The sequence below is a fragment of the Anaerobiospirillum succiniciproducens DSM 6400 genome (genome assembly GCF_000482845.1).
GTDB classification, from domain to species: Bacteria; Pseudomonadota; Gammaproteobacteria; order Enterobacterales; family Succinivibrionaceae; genus Anaerobiospirillum; species Anaerobiospirillum succiniciproducens.
Map to the genome: position 1 here is coordinate 18,869 of NZ_AXWV01000046.1, position 15,303 is coordinate 34,171.

A 15,303-nucleotide genomic window follows, 5' to 3' on the forward strand; every position below is an offset into this window, starting at 1 on the left:
TATTAGTCCTCGTCCTTTGCCCAACCATGTGCGTAAGTTAAGGCTTTGTTCCAGCCCTTAATACGCTTTGCACGGTCCTCTTCAGTGATCTCAGGCTCGAAGGTACGTGCGATAGCCCAGTTCTGAATTACGTCTTCCTTAGAAGTCCAGTAGCCAACAGCCAGACCGGCAAGGTAAGCAGCACCCATAGCAGTGGTTTCAACACACTGTGGACGGAGTACTGGAGCAGCGATGATGTCAGACTGAATCTGCATGAGCAGGTTATTAGCAGAAGCACCGCCGTCAACCTTCAGAGACTTAAGCTCGATGCCGGAGTCAGCCTTCATGGCGTTAATAACGTCATTAGTCTGATAAGCAAGAGACTCTAAGGTAGCTCTGATGATGTGGGACTTGTTTACACCACGGGTAATACCAACGATGGTACCACGTGCGTACTGATCCCAGTGTGGAGCGCCAAGGCCGGTGAAAGCAGGAACAACGTAGCAGCCGTTGGTGTCCTTAACCTTAGATGCCATGTACTCAGAATCGATTGAAGAATCGATGAGGTGCATCTCGTCACGCAGCCACTGAATAGCAGCACCAGCAACGAAGATAGAGCCCTCAAGAGCGTAGTTAACCTTGCCGTCAACACCCCATGCAATGGTGGTAACCAGACCATTCTTTGAGAATACAGGCTTTTCACCAGTGTTCATGAGTAAGAAGCAGCCAGTACCGTAGGTGTTCTTAGCCTCACCAGGGAAGAAACAGGTCTGACCGAATAAAGCAGCCTGCTGGTCACCTGCAGCACCTGCGATCTTTACTTCACCGCCTAAGCAGTCAGTAGTACCGTATACGCAGCTTGATGGCTTAACCTCAGGAAGCATGCAACGAGGAATGTCCAGCTCAGCTAAGATCTCATCATCCCACTCTAAAGTGTTGATGTTAAAGAGCATAGTACGGGAAGCGTTGGAGTAGTCAGTTACGTGAACCTTACCCTTAGTGAGCTTCCAGATGAGCCATGTGTCAACAGTACCGAATAAGAGTTCACCCTTCTCGGCACGCTCACGAGCACCCTCTACGTTGTCTAAGATCCACTTGATCTTAGTGCCAGAGAAGTAAGCATCGATAACCAGACCGGTCTTCTCACGGAACTTATCGGTTAAGCCCTTCTCTTTTAAAGAGTCACAGTAAGCAGAAGTACGACGGCACTGCCAAACGATAGCGTTGTAGATAGGCTCGCCGGTGTTCTTGTCCCAAACAATTGAAGTTTCACGCTGGTTGGTAATACCAATAGCAGCGATATCTTCAGCAGTAGCGCTGATCTTGTTTAAAGCTTCAACAGCAACACCTAACTGAGATGCCCAGATCTCATCGGCGTTGTGCTCAACCCAACCTGGCTTAGGGAAGTACTGAGTGAATGCGCGCTGTGCTACAGAGCAAACTTCGCCCTTCTGATTGAAAAGAATGGCGCGGTTACTAGTAGTACCTGCATCTAAAGCCATTACGTACTTTGCCATAGTTATTCCTCTTTTATTACTACAATCAAAGGTCACCCGTGAAAACTTGAGGTGCCTCAGTGTTATAGATATCCAGGCAATCACAGTCAGCATCTAAAGCTCACAGCTTTAGATAAAAAGTAATACTCCTGCTCAAGTGAAGCTAGCTAAACATAAGTAAGAGCAAAGAAACTTTGGTAGCTACGCGGCTTTATATAAGTCTCGTTTCGGCCAAAGCAGTAGTTAAGCTAGTTTCATTTAGCATTTCGTATAAACGAACGCCTGAATGTAAGATCCTAAGCTTAAGCATTTATCAAATATCGTATATGCCCAAGCTCAAGTAAGAGTCAATTGCCAATTCTCCAGTCACAACTGATCTCTTGTGAGTAAAACCTTCTAAGAAGTCTTACTAACAAAAGTACAGATTTAACTTTCACAAAGCTGCACCGCATTAAGCGGTACAGCTTGGGATTGAGTTTTATTAAACGCGATTACTTGTTCTCTTCGGCAGCAGACTCAGCAGCAATCTTGCGCTTAGTAGCACCTTCGGTGACGGTTACGATTAACAGTAATACAACTGCAAGAGCAGAACCGCCGATTAAGATGCCAAAGCCAGCATCCCAACCAAAGTGCTCAACAGTCCAACCCATGAGGGCTGATGCTGCAACAGAACCACCTAAGTAACCGAACAGACCAGTAAAGCCTGCAGCAGTACCAGCAGCCTTCTTATGGGCAAGCTCAAGGGCGTGCAGACCGATGAGCATAACTGGGCCGTAAATTAAGAAGCCGATGATGATCATGCAAGCCATATCGATAGCTGCGTGACCAGCTGGGTTGAAGTAGAACACAGCGGTAGCGATGGTTACGAGAACCATGAAGAACACGCCGGTTAAACCACGGTTACCCTTGAAGACCTTATCTGATACCCAGCCGCAGAATAAGGTGCCTGGGATACCAGCATACTCATAGAGGAAGTAAGCCCATGAGGAGTGGTCTAAGGTCAGATCCTTAACTTCACGTAAGTAAGTTGGGGACCAGTCAAGTACGCCATAGCGCAGTAAGTAAACGAATACGTTTGCAATAGCAATGAGCCACAGAGCCTTGTTAGGGAAAACATAGGTCATGAAGATCTGCTTTGCAGTAAGCTCTTGCTCGTTCTTCTCAGAGTAGTCAGATGGGTAATCGTTCTTGTACTCTTCAATTGGTGGCAGACCACAAGACTGTGGGGTGTCACGCATGGTCATGTAAGCAAATACGGCAACGATGAATGTACCGATTGCTGGCATGTAGAAAGCAGAGTGCCAATCTGAGAACAGGTACATACCCCATAAGAAGAGCAGAGGAGGTAAACCACCGCCGATGTTATGAGCACAGTTCCAGACTGAAACGATACCGCCACGTTCTTTTTGTGACCACCAGTGAACCATGGTACGACCGCATGGAGGCCAACCCATACCTTGGAACCAACCGCATAAGAACAGTAAGACGAACATTACTGTGATAGATGAGGTAGCCCATGGTACAAAGCCCATTAAGAGCATAATGGCACCAGAGAGGATCAGACCTAATGGTAAGAAGATACGTGGGTTAGAACGATCTGAAAAAGAACCTGAGATGAACTTAGAGAAGCCGTATGCAATAGAAATTGCAGACAGAGCAAAACCTAAGTCAGCCTTGGAAAATCCTTCCTCCTGTAAGTAAGGAATAGCTAACGCGAAGTTCTTACGAACTAAGTAGTAAGCCGCATAACCAAAGAAAATACCCATAAAAATCTGCCAACGCAGCTTTCTATAGGTAGGATCAATCTGCTCTTTTGGCAGTCGCTCGATATGTGGAGCTGGCTGTAAAAACTTGAGCATGGAAACTCCTTTGCCCCGTTAATCGGTCCAAGTTGACACGGTGCAATAAGATGCCTTAGGCGTCTCTTTTAGATGTTGCCTCAATCCACAACAACACCCAAAAATTTTAAACACACACAACAAGGTTTGGGACACAAAACAACAACAACAATAAATAGCCCACTACCTAAAGGTAAAACACCATTGAGCTAAAACACGCTCAGGCATTGTCTTTTGCTATGCCTGAACATATTCAAGCGCACTGACCTTTACAGTTATACAGGCGCACAACAAGAGCACTTGCTAATGAATAAGGGCAAGAGCTTTGAGTTTACATGTACCTTGAGGTTGGTGTAGATGCAGCTGGGCAACTGCAAATTCTTTATTGCCAAGGCTAAGTTTTAGCCTAAGGCGGCTTATGTTTGCCTAGGAGTTAAGTTGCAAACATAAGCACGTTAATTTGAAGTGGCCAATTCACAAGCTATGCGCGGTGAAGCTCGGGACTTCACCGCAATTAAGTGTGATTGGATCTAGTTAGCCATTAGCACGTTTGCGATAAGAGTCGCGCAGCAGCATTAATGGGTGGATTGCTTTCTTGCCAGTACCATTTTCCATCTGCAAGCGACAGATATTGCACTCACTAAGTCCTACATCTGCCTCACTAGCAGTGAGCTTTTCTCTAAGAGTTGTACCAATGACACGGCCAATAGGAGCAGTCTCTTTCTTGTAACCGTAGACACCAGACAGACCGCAGCAACCTGCTTGCAAGTCTTCAACTTCAACACCAGGTACAAACTTAAGCAGATCCAGTGATGGACGGCCAAAGCCCTGAACCTTAAGGTGGCAGGCGGTGTGGTAGGCAACATTTTTCTTAATGGTGCCAAAGCTCTTAACGAGCATGCCCTTGGCATTACGCATCATGAGGTACTCAGAGGTATCCCAGACGTGATCTTTGTAATCTTCAACTTCTTTAATGTTGAAGAGCTCTTCGTATTCTTGCTTTAAGAACAGTGAGCAGGTGGTGCAGGTTGTAACAATGTCGATACCCTGCTTAGCGTATTCTGCTAAAACCTTAACGTTGCTTACAGCGTGCTTTTCAACCTTGTCTAAATAACCAGTAGATAAGATTGGAGAACCGCAGCAAGACAGACGCTTATCAACAATCACCTCGATGTTGTTACGGTTTAAGATCTCAACTAAAGCCATACCTACATCAGGTGCATTGTAGTTAACATAGCAACCTGGGAAGAAGAGAACTTTAGTAGTACAGCTTGGCTGCTTGTAGAGCTTAAAGCGGGTAGCAAAGTTCATGGTGGCATAGCTTGGCAGAGGAGCCTCGTTGCCTAAACCCATTTTGCCTAGCACACCGATCTTGCCTGCTACCTTCATACCTAAGTTTGCGCATGTTGCAGAAACAAAAGGAATGGAGGTCATCAGCTTACCCATGTTCTCATTGTTGCTTAAGATGAGATCAGCTGGATCATGCTCATGATGCTTGAAGTACTCATAGCGTGCCTTCATGTTGAAAGCTGAGATTGAGGTGCCAGATGGACACACACGATCGCAGTTTTTGCAGTTAGAGCAGTACTTAACTACAGCGTCATCATCATCCACGAGCTTACGCATACGGGTAAGTGCAGGACCGTTGAGCTTAGGGCCGCGATAAAGTCTTGATGCTTTGGCCACTGGACAGGCGGTCAAACAGATGTTGCAGCTAATGCATGCATCGGGATTCTCTTGTCTAATCTTGGTTCCCATTTTGACCTCCTAGTACAGTGATGCGGTTAGTGCTTCGGTTTGTTTTAAAACTTCTTCAAGTTGAGTAACTGCATGGTAAGCAGTAGTTACTGCAACGCCATTACCCGACTTTTCAAAGCAGAAGTCGTAACCACGTAAGCTGCGTCCGACAAACTGCACATTGGTAAACAGAACTTCACCAGTAGGATCGATAGGTTGTAAGTTCTCATTAACAGCTACGCCATAAGAGGCAAAAGGCTGTGGTTTGCCACAGAATAAGTACTGATGTGACCAGTCTTTTTGATCTTGTGGCACTGGAATATTGATATCAAAGATAGGCTCAAACATACGGCCCATCTGAGTTACCAAGCCAGAGCTGAAGAAACCGCCAGTAGCAACAATGACTGCATCTGCAGCATATTCATGAGTATGGCCAAAACCTCCAGTAATTAGGGTCTTGCATACCTTGCTTGCAGCAGCTCTCTTGTCGCCCTTGAGGCTATCTGAGGCATCGGCAACTGAGGTGTAGCCAATTACTTGGGCTTTCTCAATGATATCGACACCTAAATCCATACACTCTTTGCGCAGTAACTTGTCTAAACGTAAACCAGTTACTGATGGAGGGATGGAGGACACTTCAACTAATTTGGTCTTTAGGCGCTCTTCAAGCTCATTTTGAATCATGCCAGAGAGCTCTGGGCGCTCACCTAAAACAGGAGGCAGGATGATGGAGGTGTCTTCATCAACGTGACCCTTAAGCTGCTCAACAAAATTGAGACGACCTAAATCAGTTTCAAGCTCACGGGCAAGATCAATAGCACTTACATCACGATAGCCTTTTCCTGTTGGCCAGTTGTGTAAGATGATGTTCTTGACCTTAACTTCTTTTGTATCGCCAAAGTAATGCTGGAGATTCTTGGCAATGAGCTTTGGATAGTAGTCTTTGAGTAAGTCAAAACCTACCACCAAGATCTTCTTACGCTTGAAGATCTCAGTTGAATCAATACTTGGAGGAATTAAACCTGATGGTTTGAAAGAGCCAATTGCAGTTGGCACACTATGGTTAGTATGACCATCGCCCAAGTAGGTGTAGTTTTGTGAGGCAGTAAGCTCTTTAAATGCCTCAAGCCCCTCTGATACTCGCTTAGACCCCATAAGGGCATAAGGATGTGGCTTTTGTAATGTGTCGATATGGGCTAAAGGATCAGCAACAGCGTTGCCTTGCTCATCGTAGCCAAAAATATCGATGATACCGCCAGCTACGGTAAGAGCACCTAAGCCGTAGGTTAAAACTTTAACTTCATGACCAGCTTTTGCTGCATAGCAAGCTGAGAGCAAACCAGAGATACCTGCTCCGACAACGAGAACCTTAGCCATTATTTGCCCTCCTTAACCTGAGCTTGAATAGCGGCTTTGTCAGCCCTCTTACTTACCTTAATTTGCATCTGGGCATCACCACTAGATGTAGCAGCCTTTGCTTGTGCAGCTGCAGGTGCAGCCTTAGGTGCGGCAGGTGCCTTAGCCTCTACAGTCGCAGCCTTAGGTGCAGCAGGTGCTTTTACCTCAGCTTCTTTTGGTGCTGGGGTAACTGCCTTGGCCGCTTGAGGGGCCTTGGCTGTGGTTGCTTCTTTAGCAGAAGGCTTGATGCTGTCATTTACAGTCTCGCCTTCTTTATTGATGTTTAAAGATACCTCGTAGATACCACGAGTAAGTTCAACATCGCGAATCTGATTGCCCCACATAACAGGGCGAATGCCTTTCCAACGAGCCTCAAGGAACTCTTTAAATAACTCCTTGGTGTTGGAAGTCCAACGATCGGTAACCTCTTGAACGGTACCAACAGCACGGTAGGTACAGAAAGTACCTTGGCAAGTACCCATACCAAGACGGGTACGACGACGTAAATCAGAGATGGAGTGAGTAGTAGGCTCTTGAGCTACCATCTCAACTTCTGCACGAGTTACGTTCTCGCACTCACAAATGATTTCGCCTTGATCCTTGTCATGCTCGATCTTGCTTACAATCTTAGAGAAGCGATCGGCACCCTGGCGATGCTCGGATAATTCAACGCCGTAAGCAGGGAATACCTTACGCGCACGCTCCATCAGTTCTTTAGATGGGGCCTCAGTTAACATGACGCTTGCTGTGGTGCACTTCTTGGTGTTACCAAGGACTGGACAAATCATGTCACAGACCTTTTCAGCCATCTGTCGATGAGTTGTGAACTTGCCGCCGCATACAGACATAAAGTTCTTAAGGCCGTCACGCTGACCATGATCTAAAGCTACGAAATCACGAGATACTGCACGTCCAGAGGCATTCTTATCATCACCTGCATACAGAGGACGGCAGCCAGCGAATACACGTAAAATGCGGTATTTTTCTAAGTCTTCGAAAGTAGCCTTACCAATTTCCATCATGGCACGTACTTCTTCTTGAGTGGTGCTTGAATCATCAGGATCAGCATCCATAGAAGTAGTACCTAAAATGGTCACGGTGCCGTGTGGCACAAAGATGTCAGCATCAGCTGGCTTGTGCAGACGGTGGATCACATTGGTACTAATGCGGTGGTTAAAGGCAATCAAGGTTCCCTTAGATGGCTTGATGTTAATGTCAATGCCAGCTAAGCCTGCTACTTGTGAACACCATGGACCAGATGCATTGATAAGATACTTACATGCGATCTTGTAGGTCTCTTTGGTGTATTTGTCCTGAACGGTAACACCCTCGATAACACCGTTAGAGGAATTGATTGCAACCACATTAGTGTAGGTAAGCAGTTTGCCGCCAAGCTTTACGGAACTGTCGAAGATGTGCCATAAAAGACGGAAGCCGTCGATGGCAGCGCCTGGACATAGGTAGGCGGATTTGATTTTTGGAGAGATGTTCGGCTCCATCTCGAGAGTCTGCTCAACAGTCAGAGGCTCAGCACTAATGCCAGCACGGGCACAAGCTTGTACCCACAGTGACTCGTAAGCTTCGTCATCTTCTGGAGTACGGATGAAGATTGACTTGATTGGCTCCACACACTCAGGAGCAATCTTACGTAAAATCTTGTTCTCTTCGATACACTCGATAGCAGCATTGCTGTCTTTTACGGCATAACGCGCACCTGAGTGTAAAAGTCCGTGGAAACGTGAGCTAGTACCGCAACCTAAGTCGCCTCGCTCTACCAAAATAGCTTTAACACCACGCAGACATAAGTCACGCATGATGCCAGCACCGGTGGCACCGCCACCAATGATTACTACGTCGGTCTCTAACATGATCGAATCCTCCAAAATTCGAATCCATGATAACCAGTGCTAATTCAAATCCTCCATGGTTTTTTGTCAAAACAGTGCAAGCAACAGGATTTACATCACAGAATTGATGCGCACTTGTATTTTTTTCAAAGATTGCTCTTGCTAAGAAAGGCAATCGCTTGTATGTACACCGCCCCTAAAAATTTACATCAAGGTGAAAATTTTACCAATCACAAAAATTTTATTTACCAAAATGCTGGCTCAATACAACTTACAAAATTAGCATGTTTGATTAGCATATAAAGCTGACATCTATCGTATTTATATAAATTTAAGGTGTCATGACAATTGTTGTTAATGAAAAGATTTTGCTGCTGTTTTGTGACAGTTAAAACGTGGTTTTGCTATTGGGCTGCTTTTTGACCTCATTGCAAGTTTTTGCAGAAATTGCAAGGACAAGCAATGTCATAAAAGCCATTATTAAGATCACTTACAAAAGCGCGATCAGCATGTTTTTGCATATCTAATCTTTAGACGCTTTACACATTTCAAAGTCACTAAAAACACGATAAAAATCGCTTTCAAGCTCTAGCGGCATGCAATGCTAGGCAGTTGTGCTTAAGTATTCAACGTACTTAGTGTTGACAAGACATAACATGACAATTGTTCTTGCCAGTTGTTCTAGAACAACTTGTAGCCTAACTTTAAAGTGCTCGTAAGGAAGTTAGGCATTTGAGATACAAGTTCAAACAAGAGTGGCAGTACTAAGCTTACGAAAGGAAATAGAGAAGTCTTTTACGAAAAGAAATAGAGAGGTCTTTTATAAAAGATAGTGGTGAGATAAGAAAAAAGAGGGGCATTTTAGACTCTCTAATAATGAAAGCTTAGAGAGTCAGTAGCGTTAAGTTGAGCGGTGAGCTAGTAAGTACTCTTTATAGAAGAGGCGTTAGTAACAATCGATGCTAACTCAGAGGCCTCAATGATGGTGCCTTCATCTAGTGCCTGGCTATAAGTAGTTGAAGGATTAGTATTACTTTCTGCTTCAATAGATTTTAAAAGCTTATTTGTGTTGTAGAGTTTAATAAAGTCAGTGCTTATATGAACGATCTGATCTCGACGTTTGATGAGATGTTTGATGTCGTGTAATCCCTGCTTGCTAAATACGAGGTGCAGCATGTTAGTTCCTACCCTACAGCGCGATCTATTTGAACAGTCTTGTGATGAGTTAATGCAAACGCAATTGCATGACAAAAAAAGCTTAGCAATATTACACCATTCAATTGACAGTAATGGCAGTTAGTCAAGGCTAAGATTAATAAAAAGATCATCGAAATTTAATCTGATCTTCTTAACGCCGCATAGATACTACATTTTGTGCGGGCCATGCCTGGTGATCTTTTGAAGATCGCAGGGGCCTAGACTAAGCATGTTTTAATGCAATATTTGCAAAAAACCAATTAGATGCATAGAAGCAAGCATATAAAACTATAGGAAATGATCTAAGAGATACGTAAAGTGATGATCTTCTCACAGCCAAGCATATGGATAGTGCTAATAAAGCGACTTAAGCCCTTATATAAGCTAAATATGAGATCTAAGTGCAAGTTAAAAACGAGGATTACTTGTATCATTGCCTTGATATTTTTAGGTTGCCATAGGCTTAGATAGTAGTTACGAGGATTGGCTGCATTTAGGCTAGAAGGCAAGTTTAAGATACGTACATGGAGTTTTTTTATGGTAATTAGCAAGACTGTCTTAGCTGCTGTTATAACTTGTGCTGTGCTAGGCACATCTATGAGTGCATCTGCTGCCCCTCAACGTATTCCTAAGGATATCTTGAGTCTTGAGAGCAAATGTAATGGAGGCGATGTTAATAGCTGCCTCAAAGTCGGCGAAATTTTCTTAAAGGGTGAGCGTGTTAAGGTCAATTACGATCGTGCTGCAAAGTGGTACACCAAGGGCTGTGATCTTAAATCAGGTGTGTCATGTGAGCAGGCTATTGGTGCCTATACTAAAAAGGGTGATAAAGCTGATGGTCCTAAGATCGTAGAGTTAGTTAAGAAAGCTTGCGATCTTGGTATGAAAGGCAGCTGCACTTTCATGGAAGAGAATCCAAACATCTTTAAGTAATCATCATCGATTGCTTAATTTTGTTATAAAAGGCTGAGTACTGATCTTTTAGTACTCAGCCTTTAATTTTTTGATCTTGATACTCTTGCACGTATTCTTACCAATGCCGATCTTAGTAGATTGATAGCCTCCGTACATCTTTGATCCTGCCTATATCCTATAGCCGTTCAATGTCTCTCAATATCCAGCACCATTATAAGGTGACGCACTACATCCGCCATACTCATATATAAGGTGACGCACGCAATACTCAATACTCATAAATAAGTGGATGCACGCAATACAGAGCCGTCATACCTAAGCTTAGAGTAGAGCAATTAACAGCAACGTCCCATACTCTTATATAAGGCTCTGTGGCTCCAAGAGTCAGGCGCATACATTGCGCTGTATGAACAAATGCGAAGATCTAACAAGTGCTTAATGTGTTTGACATTATTAGATGTAAGCATTAGCAATGCTTGGCTAGACACATATGGCTGTTATGTCCAACTGCAGCTATGTGTATGTCCAGCTGACAACTTTCTACTAGGACATTTTGTTCATTGGCAACCCGATAGATTGCTTACAGATCTGTTCATATATTCGTTTGGGGAGTTTTATTGAAAGCTTTGGCAACTAATTGCTTATATAACCGATGATCTTATTCTCATGATCTTAAGAGCCATGATCTTGGCGTTTAACTTTGATCTCAAAGTTTCTATGATCCGCGTCACATAAGGCTTTGAGCAGGCTTTGTTGACAAATTTGGAGTTTTGACTGAGCGAAAATGGCTTAAATCTCGGTTTTGATTGATCTACTTTTTTTCGTATGTTGTATTGATTTGCTTAAACTTGAGTATTAGAATACGTGGATCTTGTTTGCCTGGGCATGAGTTAATTAGACTCACCTGGCGCAAGACAATCAAAATCTGTCTCTAAATTGATAACTTAGAGACTAACAGGAGATTTTATTTAATGGCTACTATCAATCAGTTAGTACGTAAGCCACGCGTGAAGTCAGTTCCAAAGAACAAAGTTCCTGCTTTGGAAGCCTGCCCACAGAAGCGCGGTGTATGTACTCGTGTATACGCCACCAAGCCTAAGAAGCCTAATTCAGCTATGCGTAAGGTTTGCCGTGTGCGTTTAACCAACGGTTACGAAGTTACTTCTTACATTGGCGGTGAGGGTCACAACCTTCAGGAGCACAGCGTCGTAATGATTCGCGGCGGTCGTGTTCGTGATCTGCCAGGTGTTCGTTATCACGTTATCCGTGGTCGTCTCGACTGCGCAGGTGTTAAGGACCGTAAGCAGTGCCGCTCTAAGTATGGTGTCAAGAAGCCTAAGGCTTAATCGACTCCCCGCTAGAGTAAGGCCAAACGAAGCCAACGAAAGTCCTCTTTATATAAGCAAGGTTGCTTGAGGACAATCCCCTGCAAAGACAGCGGAATTCGTTAAATAAGAAGTTTTTTTGTTTTGGATAACCCTGAAGTAACGAGGAATTATCAATGCCAAGACGTCGTGTTGTAGGTCAGCGTAAGATTTTACCTGATCCAAAGTTCGGTTCAGAGCTGCTCGCAAAGTTCATCAACGTAGTAATGTTAGATGGTAAGAAGTCCATTGCTGAGAGCATCGTTTACGGCGCATTAGACACCATTTCTGAGAAGAGCGGCAAGGAGCACCTCGCCCTGTTCGAGGATGCCCTTGATCATATCCGTCCAGCAGTCGAGGTTAAGTCTCGTCGTGTTGGCGGTGCAACCTATCAGGTTCCAGTAGAAGTTCGTCCAGCTCGCGGCAACGCTTTAGCCATGCGTTGGTTAGTAGAAGCAGCCCGTAAGCGTCATGAGAAGACCATGGCTTTACGTCTGGCTGGTGAAATGTTGGACGCAGCTGAGAACAAAGGCTCTGCAGTTAAGAAGCGTGAAGATGTTCACCGTATGGCAGAAGCTAACAAGGCCTTTGCTCACTTCCGCTGGTAATACAAGAGGTTTTTCTGATAAATGGCACGTACAACCGCTATTAACTTATACCGTAACATCGGTATTAGTGCCCACATTGATGCTGGTAAAACCACTACCACTGAGCGTATTCTGTTCTACACCGGTAAGAGCCACAAGTTAGGTGAGGTTCACGACGGTGCTGCTACCATGGACTGGATGGAGCAGGAGCAGGAGCGTGGTATTACTATTACCTCCGCAGCTACCACCTGTTTCTGGAAGGGTATGGCTGGTCAGTTCGACAAGCAGTACCGTTTCAACATCATTGATACCCCAGGACACGTAGACTTTACTATCGAAGTAGAGCGTTCTATGCGTGTTCTCGACGGTGCTGTGATGGTTTACTGCGCTGTAGGTGGCGTTCAGCCACAGTCTGAGACTGTATGGCGTCAGGCTAACAAGTACAAGGTTCCACGTATTGCTTTCGTAAATAAGATGGACCGTACTGGTGCTAACTTCCTGCGTGTAGTTGAGCAGATCCAGACTCGCTTAAAGGGCAACCCAGTTCCTCTCCAGTTACCTATCGGTAAAGAGGATACTTTCGTTGGTGTTGTTGACCTGTTAAAGCGTCGCGCTATCGACTGGAACGAGGCCGATCAGGGCTTATCATTCGAGTACACCGACATCCCAGCCGATATGGTTGAGGAAGTTGAAGAGTGGCGTTCTAAGTTAGTCGAAGCTGCTGCTGAGGCTGATGAGGCTTTAATGGATAAGTACTTCGGCGGTGAGGAACTCACTGAGGAAGAAATTATCCGCGGTTTACGTGAGCGTACTTTACGTAACGAAATCATTCCAATGTGCTGCGGCTCTGCCTTCAAGAACAAGGGTGTTCAGGCAATGCTCGACGCAGTTGTAATGTACCTGCCTTCACCAGTAGACGTTCCACCTGTTAAGGGTGAGACTTTAACTGGTGAGCCAGATGAGCGTAAGACCGACGACAAGGCTCCATTCTCAGCTCTTGCATTCAAGATCGCTACCGATCCATTCGTAGGTAACTTAACCTTCCTGCGTTGCTACTCTGGTGTTGCCGCTTCTGGTGATACCGTTCTGAACTCTGTAAAGCAGAAGCGCGAGCGTTTCGGCCGTTTAGTTCAGATGCACTCTAACAACCGTCAGGAAATCAAGGAAATCCTCTCAGGTGACATCGTTGCTGCTATCGGTCTGAAGGAAACCACCACTGGTGATACCCTCTGTGCTGAAAGCGCTCCAATCATCCTCGAGCGTATGGAGTTCCCAGAGCCAGTTATCTCCGTAGCTGTAGAGCCAAAGACCAAGTCCGACCAGGAAAAGATGGCTTTAGCTTTAAACCGTCTTGCTCAGGAAGATCCTTCATTCCGTGTTCACACCGATGAAGAGTCTGGTCAGACCATTATTTCCGGTATGGGTGAGTTACACCTCGACATCATCGTTGACCGTATGCGTCGCGAGTTCAAGGTTGACTGCAACGTAGGTAAGCCACAGGTAGCTTACCGTGAAACCATCCGTGGTAAGGTTGAGCAGGAAGGCAAGTTCGTACGTCAGTCTGGTGGTCGTGGTCAGTTCGGTCACTGCTGGTTACGTATCGAGCCTCTCGAGGCTGGCAAGGGCTACGAGTTCGCCAACGAGGTTGTTGGTGGTGTTATTCCTAAGGAGTACATCCCAGCAGTTGATAAGGGTGTTCAAGAGCAGATCGCTAACGGTGTTCTGGCTGGTTACCCAGTTGTTGACGTTAAGGTTACCGTTTATGACGGTTCCTACCACGAAGTTGACTCTTCTGAAATGGCCTTCAAGATTGCCGCTTCCATGGCATTCAAGGCTGGCTTCATGAAGGCAACTCCAGTACTCTTAGAGCCTTTAATGAAGGTTGAGGTTGATACCCCAGAAGAGTACATGGGTGACGTTATCGGTGACTTAAACCGTCGTCGCGGCATGGTAGAGGGCATGGAAGACGGCCCAACCGGTAAGATCGTTCGTGCAATGGTTCCTCTTGCTGAGATGTTCGGTTATGCAACCGACTTACGTTCTCAGACTCAGGGTCGTGCTTCATACGTTATGGAGTTCGGTCACTATGCTGAGGCTCCTAAGAACATCGCTGACGCTGTTATTGCAGCTCGTCAGACCAAGTAATTACGTAAAGTATTACTAATCGATTAAACGCATTTTATGCACTGTACAAGCTGGCAGCACCAAGCAAATAGCCCATGTTGCTAGCTTATTTGTGTACAATAGTTGCAACTTAATTTGTCAATTGCACAAGTTAGCCAATAAGTGCGTTATAATCTAAGAATTTTAGGGTCGTGTTCCAAGTAACTATCTCACAGAGACCAAGCTATTTTGCTCATGAACAAGTTACTGCACCCCTAATCAAAACAGATTCGACATGAGAAGGGTAACTATTGTTGCCCGCTTTATAGGTAGATCAAAATGGCAAAAGAGAAGTTTGTCCGTTCCAAGCCACACGTAAACGTAGGCACCATCGGTCACGTTGACCACGGTAAGACCACCTTAACTGCAGCTTTAACCAAGGTTTTAGCTGAGAAGTTCGGCGGTGAAGTTCGCGCATTCGACCAGATCGACAACGCTCCAGAAGAGAAGGCACGTGGTATTACCATTAACTCTTCACACGTTGAGTACGATACCGAGACCCGTCACTACGCTCACGTTGACTGCCCAGGCCACGCTGACTATGTTAAGAACATGATCACTGGTGCTGCTCAGATGGACGGCGCTATCTTAGTTTGTGCTGCTACCGACGGCCCAATGCCACAGACCCGTGAGCACATCCTGTTAGCTCGTCAGGTAGGCGTTCCATACATCCTCGTATTCTTAAACAAGTGCGACATGGTTGACGACGAGGAATTATTAGACCTCGTTGAGATGGACGTTCGTGAGTTACTCTCTGAGTACAAGTTCCCAGGCGATGACAC

The 15,303-nt window shown here is 45.2% G+C and carries 11 protein-coding genes; 5 read left to right on the forward strand and 6 right to left on the reverse strand.

Translation table 11 applies throughout. The features are described from left to right. Window positions 1–2 precede the first annotated feature (2 nt). The 6 genes from glpK to H524_RS0107265 form a co-directional block, all read right to left on the reverse strand. Window positions 3–1,496, reverse strand: a complete 1,494-nt coding sequence (gene glpK, locus H524_RS0107240) for a glycerol kinase GlpK (RefSeq protein WP_027939739.1) — start codon at window positions 1,494–1,496, stop codon at window positions 3–5. 470 nt (window positions 1,497–1,966) lie between these two features. Continuing rightward, window positions 1,967–3,334 carry a glycerol-3-phosphate transporter gene (gene glpT / locus H524_RS0107245; protein WP_027939740.1) on the reverse strand — a complete coding sequence of 456 codons (1,368 nt, stop codon included), beginning with the start codon at window positions 3,332–3,334 and terminating at the stop codon, window positions 1,967–1,969. Window positions 3,335–3,847: 513 nt separating this feature from the next. Then, window positions 3,848–5,071, reverse strand: a complete 1,224-nt coding sequence (locus H524_RS0107250) for an anaerobic glycerol-3-phosphate dehydrogenase subunit C (RefSeq protein WP_027939741.1) — start codon at window positions 5,069–5,071, stop codon at window positions 3,848–3,850. Window positions 5,072–5,080: 9 nt separating this feature from the next. Then, window positions 5,081–6,427, reverse strand: a complete 1,347-nt coding sequence (glpB, locus tag H524_RS0107255; RefSeq protein WP_027939742.1) for an anaerobic glycerol-3-phosphate dehydrogenase subunit GlpB — start codon at window positions 6,425–6,427, stop codon at window positions 5,081–5,083. After that, window positions 6,427–8,316 carry an anaerobic glycerol-3-phosphate dehydrogenase subunit GlpA gene (glpA, locus tag H524_RS14810; protein ID WP_084281703.1) on the reverse strand — a complete coding sequence of 630 codons (1,890 nt, stop codon included), beginning with the start codon at window positions 8,314–8,316 and terminating at the stop codon, window positions 6,427–6,429. Before glpA ends, glpB begins: the two co-directional genes overlap by 1 nt. A gap of 897 nt (window positions 8,317–9,213) precedes the next feature. Next, window positions 9,214–9,471 carry a hypothetical protein gene (locus tag H524_RS0107265; protein ID WP_027939743.1) on the reverse strand — a complete coding sequence of 86 codons (258 nt, stop codon included), beginning with the start codon at window positions 9,469–9,471 and terminating at the stop codon, window positions 9,214–9,216. A 558-nt stretch (window positions 9,472–10,029) separates the two neighbouring features. Between H524_RS0107265 and H524_RS16545 the strand changes: the two genes are divergently transcribed. The 5 genes from H524_RS16545 to H524_RS0107300 all read left to right on the forward strand — a co-directional run. Further along, a complete protein-coding gene (locus H524_RS16545) occupies window positions 10,030–10,425 on the forward strand; it encodes an SEL1-like repeat protein (RefSeq protein ID WP_052338974.1) in 396 nt (131 codons plus the stop codon). A 953-nt stretch (window positions 10,426–11,378) separates the two neighbouring features. Then, complete coding sequence (rpsL, locus tag H524_RS0107285; RefSeq protein WP_027939744.1) at window positions 11,379–11,753, forward strand: 30S ribosomal protein S12; 375 nt, start codon at window positions 11,379–11,381, stop codon at window positions 11,751–11,753. Window positions 11,754–11,908: 155 nt separating this feature from the next. Beyond that, window positions 11,909–12,379: a 30S ribosomal protein S7 gene (gene rpsG, locus H524_RS0107290; RefSeq protein ID WP_027939745.1), complete on the forward strand. Its 471-nt coding sequence runs from the start codon at window positions 11,909–11,911 to the stop codon at window positions 12,377–12,379. 21 nt (window positions 12,380–12,400) lie between these two features. Next, a complete protein-coding gene (fusA, locus tag H524_RS0107295; protein ID WP_027939746.1) occupies window positions 12,401–14,503 on the forward strand; it encodes an elongation factor G in 2,103 nt (700 codons plus the stop codon). 297 nt (window positions 14,504–14,800) lie between these two features. Further along, window positions 14,801–15,303: GTP-binding protein (locus H524_RS0107300; protein WP_027939747.1), on the forward strand; the 503-nt coding region annotated here is incomplete at its 3' end.

Excerpts from the sequence above, each read along its gene's own strand:
- rpsL (WP_027939744.1), top strand. The coding sequence starts at position 11,379 with ATGGCTACTATCAATCAGTTAGTACGTAAGCCACGCGTGAAGTCAGTT.
- H524_RS16545 (WP_052338974.1), top strand. The coding sequence starts at position 10,030 with ATGGTAATTAGCAAGACTGTCTTAGCTGCTGTTATAACTTGTGCTGTG.
- glpK (WP_027939739.1), bottom strand. The coding sequence starts at position 1,496 with ATGGCAAAGTACGTAATGGCTTTAGATGCAGGTACTACTAGTAACCGC.
- glpB (WP_027939742.1), bottom strand. The coding sequence starts at position 6,427 with ATGGCTAAGGTTCTCGTTGTCGGAGCAGGTATCTCTGGTTTGCTCTCA.
- rpsG (WP_027939745.1), top strand. The coding sequence starts at position 11,909 with ATGCCAAGACGTCGTGTTGTAGGTCAGCGTAAGATTTTACCTGATCCA.
- glpT (WP_027939740.1), bottom strand. The coding sequence starts at position 3,334 with ATGCTCAAGTTTTTACAGCCAGCTCCACATATCGAGCGACTGCCAAAA.
- H524_RS0107265 (WP_027939743.1), bottom strand. The coding sequence starts at position 9,471 with ATGCTGCACCTCGTATTTAGCAAGCAGGGATTACACGACATCAAACAT.
- H524_RS0107250 (WP_027939741.1), bottom strand. The coding sequence starts at position 5,071 with ATGGGAACCAAGATTAGACAAGAGAATCCCGATGCATGCATTAGCTGC.
- fusA (WP_027939746.1), top strand. The coding sequence starts at position 12,401 with ATGGCACGTACAACCGCTATTAACTTATACCGTAACATCGGTATTAGT.
- glpA (WP_084281703.1), bottom strand. The coding sequence starts at position 8,316 with ATGTTAGAGACCGACGTAGTAATCATTGGTGGCGGTGCCACCGGTGCT.